This window comes from Yersinia thracica, from assembly GCF_902170565.1.
GTDB lineage: Bacteria > Pseudomonadota > Gammaproteobacteria > Enterobacterales > Enterobacteriaceae > Yersinia > Yersinia thracica.
Map to the genome: position 1 here is coordinate 35,781 of NZ_CABHXX010000055.1, position 19,280 is coordinate 55,060.

Genomic DNA, 19,280 nt, shown 5'->3' on the forward strand with positions numbered 1-19,280 from the left:
CTGAATGAGTCCCCGTATTGCCTTTCAGCAAAACAATACGGGGTATATTGAGATTATAAATGGGGGAGGATTACTACTTTTCAACCCCCAACCGCGAGGGGGATGCATCCTGATTGGCCCGCACCTTTCAAACGCTGTAAAGCTTTATCCGCCGCAGCTTTGGTGCTGTAAGGGCCGAGTACCACGCGATTCCAGCCACCGCCTGCGGTAATGCGGCTTTCGATACCTTCGAATGCCAATTGGGCGCGAATAGATTCCGCCTGTTCTGCGGCTTTAAATGAACCACATTGCACCATCCAGCGTTGCGCTTTTTCTTTCTCTTTTTCCGGTTTCGGCGGTGTCACCGCTGGCGCGACTGGAGTAACCGGTTGCTGAGTGCGCGGTGGTGTCGTGACCTGCGGCGGCACTTGTGTCTGTGGTGCTGGCACTGGCGCAACCGTCTGACGCGGCGGCGTTAATGGTTGCTGCTGCATATTGGTGACCGGGGGTTTGATGGTCACCGCAGAGCGTGGCACCTGCATCCCTTCGTTATACGGCACCTCTGAAAGCTGGGTTGGCTGCTGGCGCATATCCGCCTGCATCTGCTCAAGCAATTGGCGCTGCTCATTGGTCAGTTGCGTTTTAGAATTGACTTCGCCACCGGCAGAGGGCTCTGTCGGTGTCGGGACGCCAATCTGACGGTTTTCCAACTCTTTAATATAACGCCAGCGTTCTTCGGGTTTCGGCGGCAAGCCATTGCCGGTGCGCGGATCATGGCTGGGCAGTAACGGAAGCTCGCCCGGCTTATTGTGGGTGATGAAATAAAGGCCACCAACAAATACCACTAATAGCGCGACGGCCAGTGCCATCACGGTTTTGGATACTGCTGGAGCACTGCGTTTTTTCCGGCTGGTGCTTTTGCGCCGCGCTCCTGAGCGCCCTCGGCTTACATAATCTCTTTGTGCCACTATCGTTTCGCTGCGTCGTGATGATGGAATAAGCCCGTCATGTTACTGAACCCCTGAATATTTGCCTAGCGTTTAGGCGCAGCAGTACTTTCCCTGACAATTAATTCGGTATTTAACAAGCGGGAGCCACTCTGTACTGGATGCCCTTGTAACTGTTCGAGTAATAGTAACATGGCTTGCCGACCAATTTCATAACGTGGTTGTGCCACGGTGGTCAAAGGGGGATCGCAATACTGTGACAGTTTCAAGTCGTCGAAGCCGACGACAGAGACATCCTGCGGGATGCGCAGGCCCATTTTCTTCGCCTGCCACATCGCGCCTATCGCCATGACATCATTGTGACAGAATATTGCGGTCGGGGGTTCCGGCAGCTCCATCAGCTTGATAAAGGTGTCAGCGCCCGCTTCATAGCTAAAATCGCCGCGTATAATATAGTTGCTGTCGACCTCAATACCATTACGACGTAGCGCCTGGATATAGCCCTGTAGCCGATATTGGCATAGCGGAAAGTTTTCAGGCCCTGCCACACAGGCAATACGTTTGTGACCCAATCTAATCAGATATTCTACCGCTTCATAGGCCGCGGTAAGGTTATCAATATGGACGGTGGGCAGTTCTAACTCGGGTGCAAACTCATTTGCCATCACCATCGGCGGTAAATTACGTTGTTCTTCCTTGCTGGCATCGAAAGGTAGATTGGAGCCTAGCAACAACATGCCATCAATCTGCTTGGTGATAATCAGGTTAACGAAGCTACGCTCTTGCTGGGGTTGTTGTGCGCAATCACCAATTAATATCAGATAACCTTGTTGGGCAGCGGCATGTTCAATGCCTTGGATGATGTCAGCAAAAAAGGGGTCGCTGATATCCGGCACAATAACCAGAATAGTGCGCGATTCGTTACGTTTGATATTGCGAGATAAAGCATGGGGAGAATAACCGACAGCCAGAACAGCTTGCTCCACTTTTTGCCGAGTCATTGTTGAAACCTTTTCCGGATTCATCAATGCGCGCGATACCGTCGCAGTTGAAACACCGGCCATTTCGGCCACATCCTTCATGGTGGCCATCGTGAATTCTTTCTTATGTTCCAACGCCTTTCTCCTTGCTCTGACTCCGAGTCAGCACTAATGCTTAATGCAGGCTTTCCGTCATTCTATACAGATCGTTGGGGCAATTTGTTACCTAATTTGCATAAAAAGTGTGACATAAGTAGGTTTTTTCGAACTGACTCGCAGAAAGTGGGGTAATCGATTGCTTTATGATGCGATTTTACGCCCAAAATCATTGGCATTACCGCTAACATCACGGTGATATCGGTCGATTAGCTGTCTATTGGGTCAACATCTAATGTCCACTTCACTTTCCGTGCTTGCGGCAACGTATTGATAAGTGGCTGAGAGGTTTTAATCAGCCGTTGCAGGAATTGCCGTGAGGGGTGCTGCAACAGTAATTGCCAGCGGAAGCGCCCGCCGCGCTTAGCCTGCAACGCCGGAACCGGCCCCATAATCCATAATGCCTCGTCTTTCAGCGGGCTGGCTTCCAACAAATTGCGCAATTGCTGCAAAAATAGCGCAGATTGCTGGTTATCGTGGTCTTCACTGCGCACGATGATATGGCTGGTATAGGGCGGTAAAAATACGCTTTTTCGCTCCGCCAATGCTTGTTTGGCAAAGGCATCGTAGCCTTGTTGTAGCAGAATTTGCAGCAGCGGATGCTCAGGGTGGTGCGTTTGTAAAATGACTTCGCCTTGTTTACCCGCCCGCCCTGCGCGGCCTGATACTTGAGTGTAAAGCTGCGCAAAGCGCTCCGCCGAACGGAAATCTGCCGAGAACAACGCGCCATCGACATCCAGCAATGCCACCAAAGTGACATCCGGGAAGTGGTGGCCTTTTGCCAACATTTGGGTACCAATCAATATCCGCGCCCCCCCTTGATGCACATCAGCCAGGTGTTGCTCCAGCGAGCCTTTTCGGCTGGTAGTATCGCGGTCAATGCGGGTGATTGGGGTGTCTGGGAATAAAGGCGCTAATTCGTTTTCCAACTGTTCGGTACCGACACCCACGGAGACCATATGGGTCGAGCCGCATTTCGGACATTGTTGCGGCACTGGGCGTTGGCTGTCGCAGTGGTGGCAGCGCAATTGGCGGTGATTCTGATGCAGGGTGTAATAGTGGTCACAGCGCTGGCATTCCGCAATCCAACCACATTCATGGCACAGCAAAGCGGGGGCATAACCGCGGCGGTTGAGAAACAAAATCACTTGGTTGTCGGCTTGCAAATGGGCTTTCATGCGTTTTAGCAGCGGCTGAGAAAGGCCAACTTTTAATGGCAGCCCCTTGAGATCCAGTAAGTGCTGCACCGCTGGCTTGGCATTACCCGCCCGTTTTGACAGGGTTAGCTGGCGATATTTACCCATTTGAACATTATGTAAAGTTTCCAGCGCGGGAGTGGCTGTCCCCATCACAATAGGAATGCCTTCTTCACGGGCGCGGAACACTGCTAAATCGCGGGCGTGGTAGCGCCAGCCTTCCTGCTGTTTATAGGAACTGTCATGCTCTTCATCAATAATGATGACCCCCAGACGGGAGAATGGGGTGAACAGCGCAGAGCGAGTCCCAATCACAATCGCGGCTTCGCCGTTACGCGCCCGTAGCCAGACGGATAAGCGCTCGCTGTCGTTTAAAGCGGAATGGAGCACCTCAACCGGTGCATTAAAACGCTCGCGAAAACGGGCAATGGTCTGCGGAGTTAGGCCAATTTCAGGGACTAAAACCAGCGCCTGGTGGCCCTGCGCCAGAATATTTTCCAGCACACTGAGATAAACCTCGGTTTTACCGGAGCCGGTCACCCCAGCCAGCAGCCAGGCGGCAAACTGGGTATCTTCACTGCGAATTGCCCCGACGGCAGTGGCTTGCTCGGTATTGAGCCGCAGACGTTCGCCCAGCACCGAAAACCCATTGCGCCAGTCCGTGGTCGCCACTTCTTGCGCTCGCAGATCAATCAACCCTTTGCTACGCAAGGTTTGCAACGCGCTTTCAGTTAATGCCATTTCATTCACTTGATGGCGATAAACCGGCTTTTGTAATAATGCAGCAAGGGCCTGTTGTTGCTTCGGAGCACGTTTTAAGCTCTCCGGCGGTGTGGCGCGACCAAGTTCTGTGGCAAACCATTGCCATAAAGGAGCGGATTTCGCGGGCTTTCCCTGGCGCAATAAAATGGGCAAAGCATGAAACAGTACTTCGCCTATCGGATAATGATAATACTCCGTTGCCCAGCACAGAATGCGCCACAAGCTGGGTGGGAATAAGCTGTCACTGTCCAAAACCGCATCAATGGCTTTGAGTTGTTCAAGGGGGAATGCGCTGGTATCACTGATACCCACCACGATCCCAATGGCATTACGTTTGCCAAATGGCACACTGACGCGGGCCCCAACTACCGGGCAGGCCATAGCGCTGTCGAGGCGGTAATCAAAGGTGCGAGTTAGCGGTACGGGTAAGGCCACTTGAACAACGGACATGTGTTTTTATCCTAATATACCCGTCATACTTCAAGCCGCATGTGCGTTGGCCGTGCTCAATCACCTCAGTCACTGACTTATGTAAGCTCCTGAGGATTTACTCGCTTGCCGCCTTCCCGCAACTCGAATTATTTAGGGTATAAATAAAATGGTCTAAATAAAGATTGAACAGTTTACACTGCGTGCCCCACAATGTGCGGATTCGATTGCGCGGCTTGGTCAAATTCTGTATTATTTGCCGCCTTTGATATAATTCGATATCAAATTCTGTTAACAACCGTTGTTTGTTTTATCGGCGATTATTCGTTAGCAATCAACTGTTCGTTAGCAATCAACTATTCGTTAACGATAAATTGTTATTTATCAATCGTGTGGTGTCTGGCGGAGTAGGGCTGGATAGCGACGCGGCCTAAATATAGAGGTTTTTCCATGAAAAAAGGTATCCACCCTAAATACGATTTAGTTACTGCTTCTTGCTCTTGCGGTAACGTTATCAAGATCAACTCAACTGTTGGTCATGACCTGAATCTGGACGTGTGCGGCGAATGCCACCCGTTCTACACTGGCAAGCAGCGTGATGTTGCGACCGGTGGCCGTGTTGACCGCTTTAACAAGCGTTTCAGCGTGCCGGGTGCTGCTAAAGCGTAATTGCCCGTCAGACGAAAAAGGCGCCTTAGGCGCCTTTTTTCATTTCTACCGCCTGGCTCACATTGACCAATAAACTGAGCTGCCGCCGGAAATCAATATTCCCAAGTATCGGGATCAACACCCAACTCACGCATTAAAATCTTCGCGGCTTCCGGGATTTCATCACTGCGCTCTTTACGCAGATCTTCGTCATTCGGCAGCGGCTGACCGGTAAATGCATGCAAAAAAGCCTCACACAACAATTCACTGTTGGTGGCGTGGCGCAGGTTGTTCACCTGACGGCGGGTCCGTTCATCGGTGAGGATTTTTAACACCTTCAGCGGAATGGATACCGTAATTTTTTTGACCTGTTCGCTTTTCTTACCGTGTTCAGCGTAAGGGCTGACATACTCGCCGTTCCACTCAGCCATGGGACACCTTAAATTTGTCGGAAAAATACTAAATTCTGAAAACCGGCCAATTATGCCCGATCTTCACTGTTCTCACTAAATAAATGTCGATTTTACTAGACTAATGTCACTGAAATAACCTTTTTTGCTATTTATTGATAGCTATTACCTTTCTCTATCATCTTTGCGGTTAAACAAAGCACCACTGAAATCTGACTGACATCATGAGGATATCTAAAACCTCTATAATTTTAGCGGTTATTATCCCATTGCTCAATCTATACGCAAAGAAGTTTAGATGTCCAGATGTATTGACGTCCGTAATTTGTGAGTCTACTCTGACGTAACATTTTCTCGATATCCGGCTGGTGGAAATCCATATGACGCGTAAACAGGCAACAATAGCAGTCCGTAGCGGATTGAACGATGACGAGCAATACGGCTGCGTTGTCCCCCCGATTCACCTCTCCAGTACCTATAATTTTATCGATTTTAATCAGCCACGCGCCCATGACTATTCACGTCGCGGCAACCCGACGCGTGATGTCGTGCAGCGCGCATTAGCTGAGCTGGAAGGGGGCGCTGGCGCGGTAATGACCAGCAGCGGGATGTCGGCGATTCATTTGGTTTGCACCACTTTTCTTAAACCGGGCGATTTACTGGTAGCCCCCCACGACTGTTACGGCGGCAGCTACCGCCTATTCGATAGTTTAAGCAAGCGCGGTGCATATCGGGTTCTGTTTGTTGACCAAGGCGATGAAGTGGCGCTGAGTCAGGCACTGGCGGAAAAACCCAAGCTGGTGTTGATTGAAACCCCGAGTAACCCGCTGTTACGGGTGGTGGATATTGCCGCTATCTGTAAAGCCGCTCATGCCGTCGGCGCATTAACGGTTTGCGATAACACCTTCCTTAGCCCAGCATTACAGCAGCCGCTGGCTTTAGGCGCGGATCTGGTGGTTCATTCCTGTACCAAATATCTGAATGGCCATTCAGATGTGGTCGCTGGCGCGGTGATTGCCAAAGATCCTGAACTTGCTGTCGAGTTGGCATGGTGGGCGAACAATATTGGTGTGACTGGCGCGGCATTCGACAGTTACTTGTTATTACGCGGGTTACGCACGTTATCACCACGTATGGCTCAACAACAGCGCAACGCGGATGAAATTGTTCGCTATTTACAGCAGCAGCCTTTAGTGAAAAAGCTGTATCATCCTTCTCTGCCACAACATCCCGGCCACGAAATTGCTCGCCGTCAGCAGTCTGGTTTTGGTGCGATGCTCAGTTTTGAGCTGAATGGTGATGAACAGGTACTGCGCCGTTTCCTCTCTGCCCTTGAATTATTTACCTTGGCAGAATCTTTGGGGGGCGTTGAAAGCCTGATTTCCCACGCCGCGACCATGACTCATGCCGGTATGGCGCCAGAAGCGCGCACTGCCGCAGGTATTACTGATAGTTTATTGCGAATTTCCGTGGGTATCGAAGACAGCGAAGATTTGATTGCCGATTTGGACAATGCTTTCCAGTTGGCGAGAGACTGAGGTAAGTATGAATGCAACAGCGGTAGCAGCGGCGGTGACGGGTCGTCAACTGCATAAATTTGGTGGTAGTAGCCTTGCGGATGTGAAGTGTTATCTGCGGGTGGCTAATATTATGGCCAACTACAGCCATCCCGGCGATCTCATGGTGGTATCTGCGGCAGGTAGCACCACTAACCAACTGATTAGTTGGCTGAAACTCAGCCAAAGTGATCGTCTTTCTGCCCATCAGGTGCAGCAGAATTTGCGTCGTTACCAACATGACCTGATTAGCGGTTTATTATCGCCAGAAATGGCTGAACCGCTGATTAGTGAGTTTATCCATGATTTGGAACGCCTGGCGGGCCTGTTAGATAACAAAGTCGACGATGCAATTTATGCTGAAGTGGTCGGCCATGGTGAGATTTGGTCTGCTCGCTTGATGTCTGCGGTATTGAACAAACTCGATATGGCAGCGACCTGGCTTGATGCTCGCAGCTTCTTACGTGCTGAACGTGCGGCGCAGCCACAAATCGACGAAGGCCGTTCTTATCCGTTGTTGCAACAATTGATGGCGCAGTATCCCCACCAACGTCTGGTGGTCACTGGGTTTATCTCGCGTAATAACACCGGCGAAACCGTGTTGTTGGGGCGTAACGGCAGTGACTACTCGGCCACTCAGGTCGGGGCGTTGGCGGGAGTCGAACGCGTTACTATTTGGAGTGACGTGGCGGGGGTATACAGTGCAGACCCGCGCAAAGTGAAAGATGCTTGTTTGCTGCCCTTATTGCGCTTGGATGAAGCCAGTGAGCTGGCCCGTTTGGCGGCTCCAGTGTTGCATACCCGCACACTGCAGCCGGTTTCGGGCAGTGATATCGATTTGCAGTTGCGCTGTAGCTATCAGCCAGAACAAGGTTCAACCCGCATTGAGCGGGTACTGGCTTCAGGTTCGGGTGCCAAAATTGTCACCAGCCACGATGATGTTTGCCTGATCGAATTGCAGATTGCCAGTCATCATGATTTCTCGCTGGCACAGAAAGAAATTGATTTACTGCTCAAACGCGCGCAAATCAAGCCGCTGGCGACCGGTATTCACCCTGACCGTAATTTATTGCAACTTTGCTATACCTCAGAAGTGGTCGATAGCGCGCTAAGAGTGTTGGAAGATGCCGCGCTGCCGGGGAAATTATCTCTGCGTGAGGGGCTGGCATTGGTGGCCTTGGTGGGGGCGGGGGTCAGTAAGAACCCACTGCACAGCCATCGTTTCTACCAACAACTGAAAGACCAGCCGGTCGAGTTTATCTGGCAAGCTGAAGATGGTATCAGCATGGTCGCCGTGCTGCGTCTTGGGCCGACTGAGCACTTAATTCAAGGTTTGCACCAATCATTATTCCGCGCCGAAAAACGCATTGGCTTGATGCTGTTCGGTAAAGGCAATATTGGCGCGCGTTGGTTGGAGCTTTTCGCCCGGGAGCAAAAAAATATCTCGGCGCGCAGTGGTTTTGAATTCGTGCTGGCCGGTGTTGTGGATAGCCGCCGCAGTCTGTTGAGTTATGATGGATTGGATGCCAGCCGGACGTTAGCATTTTATGATGATGAGGCCAAAGAACAGGATGAAGAGTCACTGTTCTTGTGGATGCGCGCGCATCCGTTTGATGATTTGGTGGTGTTGGATGTGACCGCCAGCGAATCACTGGCCGAGCAATATTTGGACTTTGCCAGCTACGGTTTCCACGTTATCAGCGCCAATAAATTAGCCGGAGCCTCCAGCAGTAATAACTACCGCCAAATCCGCGATGCTTTCTCCAAAACAGGCCGCCATTGGCTGTATAACGCCACGGTGGGGGCCGGTTTGCCGGTGAACCACACGGTGCGCGACCTGCGTGATAGCGGCGACAGTATTCTGGCGATCAGCGGTATTTTCTCCGGCACCCTATCTTGGTTATTCCTGCAATTTGATGGCACGGTGCCTTTTACCGAGCTAGTGGATCAAGCCTGGCAACAGGGCCTAACGGAACCTGACCCGCGCGTGGATCTCTCCGGGCAAGATGTGATGCGCAAGCTGGTGATTTTAGCCCGTGAAGCCGGTTACGACATTGAACCAAATCAGGTGCGGGTAGAATCGCTAGTACCTGCCGGTGCTGATGTGGGTTCCGTGGATCAATTCTTTGAAAATGGCGAGGCATTGAATCAGCAAATGATTCAGCGCTTAGAAGCCGCGAACGAAATGGGTCTGGTGTTACGTTACGTTGCCCGCTTTGATGCTAATGGTAAGGCGCGGGTGGGCGTTGAAGCAGTACGTGCTGACCATCCATTGGCTTCTTTATTGCCGTGCGATAACGTTTTTGCCATTGAAAGCCGTTGGTATCGCGACAACCCGTTGGTCATCCGTGGCCCTGGCGCTGGGCGTGATGTTACTGCTGGCGCTATTCAATCTGATTTAAATCGCCTTTCTCAACTGCTGTAAACTGTCTTTATTCGCCTCCTCTGCCCGCGGCAGGGGAGGTGAAATCGCCATATTTCCTCCAACATGAATTTTCCGCACATTGTGTGTGAATATTAATCATCGCTCTAAACTTATTTAAAAGTTGACTCTTTAGCCAACTTCGGTCATTTTCTATTTAGACGTCTAAACGTATAGACGCTTATAAAAAATGACAGATAACATAAGTCATCAAAATGATGACAACAGGCAATGGGGTAACAGGGTATGAGTTTTTTCCACGCAAACCAGCGGGAAGCGCTGAATCAAAGTTTGGCAGAGCTGCAAGGCCAAATTAATGTTTCTTTTGAATTTTTCCCGCCGCGTACCAGCGAGATGGAAGACACCCTGTGGAGCTCTATTGACCGTCTCAGCACTCTGAAACCGAAGTTTGTCTCAGTGACTTATGGTGCAAACTCTGGTGAGCGAGACCGTACCCACAGCATCATCAAGGGGATTAAAGAGCGCACTGGCCTTGAAGCCGCGCCGCATCTGACCTGCATTGATGCTTCTCCGACTCAGCTACGTGAGATTGCCACGGATTATTGGAATAGTGGCATTCGCCATATTGTCGCCCTACGGGGTGATTTACCGCCGGACAGTGGCAAGCCAGAAATGTATGCCTCTGATTTGGTTGGCTTACTGAAAGACGTGGGTGATTTTGATATTTCGGTTGCCGCCTATCCAGAAGTGCATCCAGAAGCCAAAAGTGCGCAGGCTGATTTGATTAACCTGAAGCGCAAGATTGATGCTGGCGCTAACCGTGCCATTACGCAGTTCTTTTTTGATGTAGAAAGTTACCTGCGTTTTCGCGACCGCTGTGTGGCAACCGGTATTGACGTTGAAATCGTGCCGGGTATCTTGCCGGTGTCTAACTTTAAACAGCTTCAGCGCTTTGCCACCATGACCAATGTGCGGGTGCCTAATTGGATGACCCGGATTTTTGAAGGGCTGGATAACGACCCTGAGACGCGCAAAATGGTCGGGGCATCAGTGGCGATGGATATGGTGAAGATTCTCAGCCGCGAAGGGGTGAAGGATTTCCATTTCTATACCCTGAATCGGGCAGAATTGAGTTATGCGATTTGCCATACCCTTGGGGTGAGGCCGTAGTTTTTGAAAGGGGCGGTGGTCCCTTTAATCCCCATTGGCTTTGATTAGTCATTCAGTTTGATCTGATTTCGGTTGATATTCGCAGAGTGAATAGTTCGGTTGTTAAAGCACCTAGTTAGCTTAGCCACCGACGAACCAACCGCCAAAGGGTGCGGGCGCGCACCCTTGTGGAATCCCGCGCTTCGCACGTATCGCCTGCCCACTGCGTGGGTTCCCTTACTCATCGTTTCGGCTGACGGAACGGGCCGATTCACTCCTGTTCAAGCGGCCCTCGCTCGGCGTCCATACCTCGCGTCCTACCTCCACTCTTCACTCGGCGGCTCAAATGTGCTTTTTAAGATCAAAACCTAAAAACAGGGTTTTGAATGGGCTTTTGACCTTGAGCGCAATCAGGAATATTGCCGACAAGGATGGAGGGTAGAGTGAGCGGCCATGGACGGCCGCGAAAAGCGCGCTTGAGCAGGAGCAAATCGCGCTGGCTCGTCAGCCCGAAAGACGTAGGAGGTTTACCCGCAGGGCAATATTTCGCGCAAGCCGCAGGTGCAGGAGGGCCGGCTAGCCCTCCTGCTCGGTTGAGGCTACTGGGATTAAGTGGTCACTGAAATTCTAACAACCGAAATAATGGTCCGGTGCTCTATCAACCAAAAAAAGATAATCAGGGGAATCTCTTCCCCCAAAATCAATGACTAACCGGTATTGCGCATCCCTGCCGCCACACCTGCAATCGTCACCATCAATGCTTGCTCAACGCGGGCATCTGGGTGTTCTTGCTGGCGCGAGCGGTGCAGTAGCTCGGCTTGCAACACGTTTAATGGGTCGGTGTAGACATTACGTAGCGCAATAGACTCCGCAATCCACGGTAAATCCGCCATCAAATGGTCATCATTGGCAATGGCCAGCACCACTTTAATATCGGCTTCCAGTTGGTCGCGTAATTGCTGACCTAACGGCCACAGCGATTTATCCACCAGACGTTGGTCATAATATTCTGCCAGCCACAAATCTGCTTTGGCGAACACCATTTCCAGCATACCAATCCGGGTTGAGAAGAATGGCCAATCACGGCACATAGTGGCTAAATCTTCCCGTTTCCCGGCGTCGATCGCTTTCTGCAAACCGGCACCGGCACCCAGCCAGGCGGGTAACATCAGGCGGTTTTGCGTCCAGGCGAAAATCCAGGGAATAGCCCGCAGGCTTTCTACTCCGCCGTTCGGACGGCGCTTGGCTGGGCGTGAACCCAATGGTAATTTGCCTAATTCCAGTTCTGGCGTCGCGGCACGGAAGTAAGGCACAAACTCAGGATTTTCACGCACATAGCCACGATACATATCGCAGGAAGCATCAGACAGGATATCCATCACCTCCACCCACTCTTTTTTCGGCTCCGGCGGCGGCAACAAATTAGCTTCCAGAATCGCACCGGCATAAAGCGCTAAGCTGCTGATAGTGACTTCCGGTAAACCAAACTTAAAGCGAATCATCTCGCCTTGTTCAGTGACACGTAAGCCGCCTTTCAGGCTGCCCGGAGGCTGAGAAAGCAGTGCAGCATGCGCCGGTGCGCCACCACGGCCGATAGAACCGCCACGGCCATGGAACAGTGTCAGAGAGATGCCGGCTTTCTCGCAGGTTTTGATGAGAGCATCCTGCGCGCGATATTGCGCCCAAGACGCCGCCATCACACCGGCATCTTTCGCTGAGTCCGAATAGCCAATCATCACCATTTGCTTGCCTTGGATCAGGCCGCGATACCAGTCGATATTCAGTAACTGGGTCATCACGTCGTCAGCATTGTTCAAGTCATCGAGAGTTTCGAACAATGGCGCGACTGGCAGAGTGAACGGGCAACCGGCTTCTTTCAGCAGTAAATGCACCGCGAGCACGTCCGATGGCACTTTGGCCATGGAAATTACGTAAGCAGCAATTGAACCTTGCGGTGCTTCGGCAATGACCCGGCAGGTTTCCAGCACTTCTTGGGTATCGGCACTCGGTTCCCATTTCAGTGGAACCAATGGGCGCTTGGAGTTCAGCTCGCGGATCAGGAAGGCTTGTTTGTCCGCCTCAGACCAGCTTTCATAATCGCCCAGACCTAAATAGCGGGTCAGTTCAGCAATAGCGTCGGTATGGCGGGTACTTTCCTGACGCACATCAATACGCACCAGTGGCACACCAAAACAGCGCACGCGGCGCAGAGTATCCAGTAATTGGCCGTTGGCGATGATTTCCATACCACAGGTTTTTAGGGATTGATAACAGGCGTATAGCGGGTCCCACAGTTGGTCATTACTGACCAAGAGATCCGTTGGCGGCAAGACACGTTCGCCTTTCAGGCGGTCTTCCAGATAGGCTTGGGTGTTGGTCAACTGAGTGCGTACGCGCTTCATCAGCTCACGATAAGGTTCGAGCACCTCTTCGCCACCGGCCAATTCGCGCAGTTCTGGCGTACATTCCGACATTGAAAGTTCTGATACCAAAACCTGAATATCCCGCAGGAACAAATCGGTGGCTTTCCAGCGGCTTAGTAGCAGCACATGGCGGGTAATTTCGGCCGTGACATTCGGGTTACCGTCGCGGTCGCCGCCCATCCATGAAGTGAAGCGGATTGGCACGGCTTCTACCGGCAAGCGGTAATCGAGAGAGTTTTGCAGCTGCTCGTTAAACTCACGCAGGAAAGCGGGTACCCCTTCCCATAAGCTGTTTTCGACCACAGCAAAGCCCCATTTGGCTTCATCAATCGGGGATGGGCGAATTTTACGAATTTCGTCGGTATGCCATGATTGTGCAACCAACTGCCGCAAACGACGCATGATCTTGTTGCGTTCGTAATCGGCTAAATCATTATGATCCAACTGGCTCAGGCAGGTATTCACTTCGACCAGTTTATGAATCAGGGTTCGGCGGGTAATTTCGGTTGGGTGAGCCGTCAACACCAGCTCAATAGACAACTCATCAACCGCGCTGCGCATGTCTTGCTCACTCAGCTTTTTGTCTTTCAAGCGGGTGAATAGCTGGGCCAGGGCTTCCGGGTTACTTGCGGCTTCACCATGTGGCGAAATGCTGTGATATTGCTCCGCCGTATTCGTCAAATTGAGGAATTGGCTAAAAGCACGGGCTACCGGCAGCAGCTCGTCGTTGGACAGATTTTGCAGTGTCGTCAGCAATTCCTGACGGCTTGCTTCATTACCAGCACGCGAAGATTTAGATAATTTACGGATGGTTTCTACCCGATCAAGAATGTGCTCGCCAAGCGCTTCCTTGATGGTATCCCCGAGTAGTTTGCCGAGCATACTGACGTTACTTCGCATTGCGGAATATTGTTCGTTCATATGATCTCTTTTAGTACCCTTCGCAACTTGCTGGATATGTAAATTAGTTTCACCCAAAAGGCAGAGATGGACAAATCCACTCGCCACGTTCAATTCCATACCCCAATTGACACTATTTTTAGCAAAAAAACATCATTTTTAGGGATATTGCTGAAATTTAATTACTAGGGCCACGTTATCAGTTTAGCTAATCAGCAATATTGATCCGCCTACCCCATAGGGGTTATTTCTGTTGGCAGAAATGGTTAACTAACTGACCAATCAGCTCGCGGGTTGGCTCAATAAAGGCCATATCAATAAATTCATCCGGCTGATGAGCCTGATTGATAGAACCTGGCCCCAACACCAATGTCGGGCAAATTTGCTGAATAAATGGCGCTTCGGTGCAGTAGTTCACCACCGCCGTGCGCTCACCCAACAATTTCTCGATAACCCCGACCATATGATGGTCGGTCGGACACTCATAGCCCGGAATCGGCGGATGCAGTTCATCAATACTCAAGCGGCCCGGCCAGCGCGCACTGACGGGGGCCAGTGCTTCAGTCATCAACTCATCCAGATCACTTAATGTCAGCCCTGGCAGCGGGCGGATATCCATATGTAATTCACAGCAAGCACAGATACGGTTTGCAGCATCACCCCCATTAATATGACCGAAATTCATAGTCGGGTAGGGGATAGCAAATGCTGGGTTGTTATAGCGCTCTTGCAGCGTGGTGCGCAGCTTCATAAGCTCAGTAATGGATTCATGCATCAAATCAATAGCATTCACACCGCGGGCCGGATCACTGGAATGGCCGGACTGACCGGTAATGCGGATAGCATTGGAAATATGCCCTTTGTGCGCCCGCACGGGTTGCAGCGAGGTTGGCTCACCAATAATGGCAAAGTCAGGGCGCAGCTGGGTGGAGGCAGCAAAATAGCGCGCGCCCGCCATGGTGGTCTCTTCATCGGCAGTCGCCAAAATATACAGCGGCTTGCTCAATGTACTGGCATCGATATCGCGCACTGCATCAAGAATAAAGGCAAAGAAGCCTTTCATGTCGGCAGTACCCAAACCATACAATTTATTGTCATGCTCGGTCAGAGTGAATGGGTCACGGGTCCAGCGCCCTTCATCATAAGGAACGGTGTCGGTATGACCCGCCAATAACAGCCCGCCGCTACCCTCTCCACTGCTTTTTTCACCAATGGAGGCAAGCAGGTTAAATTTGTGGCGTGTGTCAGGCACTGGCTGGATTTCGACGCGAAAACCCAAATCTGCAAACCATCCGGCCAACAAGTTGATTAACGCCTCATTGCTTTGATCAAGGGCGCTATCGGTTGCGCTGATCGATGGCGTTGCGATTAACGCCCGATACAGCTCAATAAATGGAGGTAATTTCATCTTCACTGTTGACAGCCTTTGGTTAGGATAGTATCAATATTCATGCATTAATTATGAATAAAAATACATTAAGCTTGAGCGTAAGGGAACCTAAAAACACCCTTAAATTGACGAAAAAGTCAATACTCAATCACGTGGGGGAACAGTAAGACCTTGCTGATAACCCAAATGCCGGTTTTGACTACTTATGTTGTTATACCCATATCCATAATGAGGTATATACCTAGGTAAGAATACTCAGAAGGTGAACTAAACCCATGTTGAATACGCTGATTGTTGGTGCCAGTGGCTATGCCGGAGCAGAACTTACGGCTTACCTGAATCGTCACCCACATATGAACATAACCGGTTTAACGGTTTCAGCGCAAAGTGCAGATGCAGGGAAATTACTTTCTGATCTGCATCCGCAGCTAAAAGGCATTATTGATCTTCCGCTACAACCCTTGGTGGATGTGGCTCTGGCGGCAAAAGGTGTTGATGTTGTCTTCCTCGCCACCGCCCATGAAGTCAGCCATGATTTAGCGCCACAATTCCTGGCGGCGGGTTGTGTCGTATTCGATCTCTCCGGTGCATTCAGGGTTCAGGATACGGAATTTTACAGTCAATATTACGGTTTTGAGCATCAACATGCCGATTGGCTGGACAAAGCGGTCTATGGATTAGCCGAATGGCAGGCCGAAAAAATTAAACAGGCCCAATTGATTGCGGTACCTGGCTGCTATCCTACCGCATCCCAACTGGCGCTTAAGCCGTTGGTTGATGGCGATTTACTCAATGAGGCGCAGTGGCCAGTCATTAACGCCGTCAGCGGTGTCAGTGGCGCGGGACGTAAAGCCAGTATTGGCAATAGTTTCTGTGAAGTGAGTTTGCAGCCGTATGGTTTGTTTAATCATCGCCATCAGCCAGAAATTGTCGCCCACCTTGGCACGCCGGTCATTTTTATCCCGCATTTGGGGAATTTCGCCCGCGGTATTTTGGCAACCATTACCTGTCGTCTGAAAGCGGGTGTGACGGCACAAGATATCGCCGAGGCATACCACAATGCTTACCAAGATAAACCCTTGGTTCGGCTTTATAAGCAAGGCGTGCCAGCACTGAAAGCAGTGGTCGGTTTACCTTTCTGTGATATCGGTTTCTCTGTGCAGGGCGAGCATTTAATTATTGTCGCGACAGAAGATAACCTGCTGAAAGGAGCGGCGGCGCAGGCCGTGCAATGCATGAATATACGTTTTGGTTTTGTGGAAACCCAATCCCTGTTGTAGGTCACTGGAGGGGGTGTAACCGAGTCGAAACTGACATTTTTATCCAATTATATTGAGGCGAAACATGATGAACCCGTTGGTCATTAAATTAGGTGGCGTGTTGCTGGACAGCGAAGAAGCGCTGGGACGCCTGTTTACTGCATTGGTGACCTATCGCGAGAAGCATGAGCGCCCGCTGGTGATTATGCACGGCGGTGGCTGTCTGGTTGATGATTTAATGAAAAAACTCGCGTTGCCGGTGGTGAAGAAAAATGGCCTGCGGGTGACTCCAGCTGATCAAATTGACATTATTACCGGTGCATTAGCCGGTACTGCCAACAAAACATTGCTGGCTTGGGCGGTGAAGCATGACATCAATGCTGTTGGCTTATGCTTGGGTGATGGCAATACCGTGTCGGTCACACCGCTGGAGGCGGAACTCGGCCATGTGGGCAAAGCCGAAGCTGGCTCACCGGCTTTAGTGCAAACCTTACTGGCCGCGAATTACATGCCAATCATCAGCTCTATTGGTATTACCGCTGATGGCAAATTGATGAATGTCAATGCCGATCAAGCTGCAACAGCCTTGGCCGCGACACTGGGAGCCGATTTGATTTTGCTGTCAGATGTCAGTGGGATTTTAGATGGCAAAGGCCAGCGTATTGCTGAAATGACGGCACAAAAAGCCGAGCAATTGATTGCTCAGGGCATCATTACTGATGGTATGGTTGTCAAAGTGAATGCGGCGCTGGATGCGGCTCGCTCATTGGGCCGTCCAGTGGATATCGCCAGTTGGCGTCATGCAGACCAGTTACCGGCGCTGTTTAACGGTGTGCCAATTGGCACGCGTATTCTGGCCTAAATACCCTTCTTATTTGAAGTTGCAGCGGTGTTAGCGGCTCTTACTCACCCGAATCACTGACTTGAGTCAGCTCAACGGGATTTGTGCGTTTGCTGCCACTCCAACTACTTTGGGTATATTATGCGTTTTTATTCAGATATTAGGGAAGCAAGATTATGGCATTGTGGGGCGGGCGATTCAGTCAGGCGGCAGATCAGCGTTTTAAGCAATTTAACGATTCCCTGCGGTTTGATTACCGGCTGGCAGAGCAGGATATTATCGGTTCTGTTGCCTGGTCGAAAGCACTGGTCACGGTGGGCGTGTTAACGGCGGCTGAACAGCAACAACTTGAGCAGGCACTTTCTGTTTTATTAGAGGAAGTACAGGCCAATCCACAGGCCATTTTAGCCAGTGATGCTGAAGATATTCACAGCTGGGTAGAAACCAAGCTGATTGATAAAGTGGGTGATTTAGGTAAGAAACTGCACACCGGGCGCAGCCGTAACGACCAAGTGGCGACTGACCTGAAATTGTGGTGCAAATTCCAGATAACCGAATTAAAAACTGCTGTGCAGCAGTTGCAGCAAGCGCTGGTTATTACTGCTGAAGCCAATCAGGATGCAGTGATGCCGGGTTATACCCATTTACAGCGTGCTCAACCTGTCACCTTCGCCCACTGGTGCCTGGCTTATGCTGAAATGTTAGCCCGCGATGAAAGCCGGCTGCAAGATACCCTAAAACGCCTTGATGTCAGCCCGTTAGGCAGTGGCGCATTGGCGGGTACCGCTTATGCTATCGATCGCGAACAATTGGCGGGCTGGTTAGGCTTTGCCTCGGCGACTCGCAATAGTTTGGACAGTGTTTCTGACCGTGACCATGTGTTGGAATTACTGTCTGACGCCAGCATCGGTATGGTGCATTTGTCGCGTTTTGCTGAGGATTTGATCTTCTTCAACAGCGGCGAAGCAGCTTTTGTCGATTTATCTGACCGCGTAACCTCAGGTTCCTCTCTGATGCCGCAAAAGAAAAACCCCGATGCGCTGGAATTAATCCGTGGGAAATGTGGCCGGGTACAAGGCGCATTGACAGGGATGATGATGACGCTGAAAGGCTTGCCTCTGGCTTATAACAAAGACATGCAGGAAGACAAAGAAGGGCTGTTTGATGCCCTCGATACCTGGCTCGACTGCTTGCATATGGCGGCGCTGGTGTTGGATGGCATTCAGGTAAAACGCCCGCGCTGTAAAGAAGCTGCTGAGCAAGGTTATGCCAATGCCACTGAATTAGCGGATTATCTGGTCGCCAAAGGTGTGCCTTTCCGTGAAGCTCACCATATTGTCGGTGAGGCTGTGGTTGAAGCTATTCGTCAGGGGAAAGCATTAGAGGCTTTATCGCTGAGCGATTTGCAAAAATTCAGTGCGGTCATTGGTGATGATGTTTATCCAATTTTGTCATTGCAATCTTGTTTAGATAAGCGGGTTGCTAAAGGCGGTGTTTCACCGCAGCAAGTGGCTTCAGCCATTGCAGAGGCTAAAGCGCGGCTGTTTTAGTTCGCCAAGTATTAATATTAGAAATGGGCCACTTTTATAGTGGCCCATTTTGCATTATAGAAACTTAAATATATCTCTTCTTATTACAGTAATGATTATTTCGTTATTCTTTATTCTGCCAATAACCTTAATTTTTAACTTGATGTTGCATTATTTTTAATGTGCCGTTGAGTTCATACTCACAAATGGGTATGATAATCATTATCAAATCGTGGCGTTGTGGTAAAACCTCGACTAGTATTAAAAAATATTAAAGGAATTTAATGTGGAAACATAAACGGAAATATTAACTTGATATATTATCCTGTTCACTAAAGAATAA

At 50.5% G+C, this 19,280-nt stretch carries 13 protein-coding genes; 7 read left to right on the top strand and 6 right to left on the bottom strand.

What is annotated here, in order from left to right:
- Positions 1-80 precede the first annotated feature (80 nt).
- From ftsN to priA, 3 genes are all read right to left on the bottom strand, one after another.
- Positions 81-947: a cell division protein FtsN gene (gene ftsN, locus FTA91_RS06450; RefSeq protein WP_145535704.1), complete on the bottom strand. Its 867-nt coding sequence runs from the start codon at positions 945-947 to the stop codon at positions 81-83.
- Between the two features lie 65 nt (positions 948-1,012).
- On the bottom strand, positions 1,013-2,041 hold the full coding sequence (gene cytR / locus FTA91_RS06455) for a DNA-binding transcriptional regulator CytR (protein ID WP_145535702.1): 1,029 nt from the start codon (positions 2,039-2,041) through the stop codon (positions 1,013-1,015).
- Between the two features lie 230 nt (positions 2,042-2,271).
- Positions 2,272-4,470 (bottom strand): primosomal protein N', encoded by a 2,199-nt coding sequence (gene priA, locus FTA91_RS06465; RefSeq protein WP_145583088.1) that lies wholly within the window; start codon positions 4,468-4,470, stop codon positions 2,272-2,274.
- Between the two features lie 429 nt (positions 4,471-4,899).
- Between priA and rpmE the strand changes: the two genes are divergently transcribed.
- The gene (rpmE, locus tag FTA91_RS06470) at positions 4,900-5,118 is read left to right on the top strand and encodes a 50S ribosomal protein L31 (protein WP_050114744.1); all 219 of its coding nucleotides are present in this window, start codon (positions 4,900-4,902) and stop codon (positions 5,116-5,118) included.
- Between the two features lie 92 nt (positions 5,119-5,210).
- Here rpmE and metJ read toward each other — a convergent pair whose 3' ends face one another.
- Positions 5,211-5,528, bottom strand: coding sequence for a met regulon transcriptional regulator MetJ (metJ, locus tag FTA91_RS06475; RefSeq protein ID WP_004392248.1), 318 nt, complete (start codon positions 5,526-5,528; stop codon positions 5,211-5,213).
- A 359-nt stretch (positions 5,529-5,887) separates the two neighbouring features.
- Here metJ and metB point away from each other — a divergent pair, with 359 nt between their 5' ends.
- From metB to metF, 3 genes are all read left to right on the top strand, one after another.
- Positions 5,888-7,045, top strand: a complete 1,158-nt coding sequence (gene metB, locus FTA91_RS06480; RefSeq protein WP_050114741.1) for a cystathionine gamma-synthase — start codon at positions 5,888-5,890, stop codon at positions 7,043-7,045.
- Positions 7,046-7,052: 7 nt separating this feature from the next.
- Positions 7,053-9,488: a bifunctional aspartate kinase/homoserine dehydrogenase II gene (locus FTA91_RS06485; RefSeq protein WP_145535698.1), complete on the top strand. Its 2,436-nt coding sequence runs from the start codon at positions 7,053-7,055 to the stop codon at positions 9,486-9,488.
- A gap of 243 nt (positions 9,489-9,731) precedes the next feature.
- Entirely contained in the window at positions 9,732-10,616 is an 885-nt protein-coding gene (gene metF / locus FTA91_RS06490; RefSeq protein ID WP_050114736.1) for a methylenetetrahydrofolate reductase, read from the top strand.
- A gap of 686 nt (positions 10,617-11,302) precedes the next feature.
- Here metF and ppc read toward each other — a convergent pair.
- Positions 11,303-13,939 (bottom strand): phosphoenolpyruvate carboxylase, encoded by a 2,637-nt coding sequence (gene ppc / locus FTA91_RS06495; protein WP_145535696.1) that lies wholly within the window; start codon positions 13,937-13,939, stop codon positions 11,303-11,305.
- Positions 13,940-14,162: 223 nt separating this feature from the next.
- A complete protein-coding gene (gene argE, locus FTA91_RS06500; protein ID WP_186366619.1) occupies positions 14,163-15,326 on the bottom strand; it encodes an acetylornithine deacetylase in 1,164 nt (387 codons plus the stop codon).
- 257 nt (positions 15,327-15,583) lie between these two features.
- On the opposite strand from argE, the gene argC reads away from it, so the two are divergent.
- The 3 genes from argC to argH all read left to right on the top strand — a co-directional run bounded on the left by argC (position 15,584) and on the right by argH (position 18,958).
- The gene (gene argC, locus FTA91_RS06505; protein ID WP_145535693.1) at positions 15,584-16,588 is read left to right on the top strand and encodes an N-acetyl-gamma-glutamyl-phosphate reductase; all 1,005 of its coding nucleotides are present in this window, start codon (positions 15,584-15,586) and stop codon (positions 16,586-16,588) included.
- 67 nt (positions 16,589-16,655) lie between these two features.
- On the top strand, positions 16,656-17,429 hold the full coding sequence (gene argB, locus FTA91_RS06510) for an acetylglutamate kinase (RefSeq protein WP_050114728.1): 774 nt from the start codon (positions 16,656-16,658) through the stop codon (positions 17,427-17,429).
- Between the two features lie 155 nt (positions 17,430-17,584).
- The gene (gene argH, locus FTA91_RS06515; RefSeq protein ID WP_050114726.1) at positions 17,585-18,958 is read left to right on the top strand and encodes an argininosuccinate lyase; all 1,374 of its coding nucleotides are present in this window, start codon (positions 17,585-17,587) and stop codon (positions 18,956-18,958) included.
- Positions 18,959-19,280 lie beyond the last annotated feature (322 nt).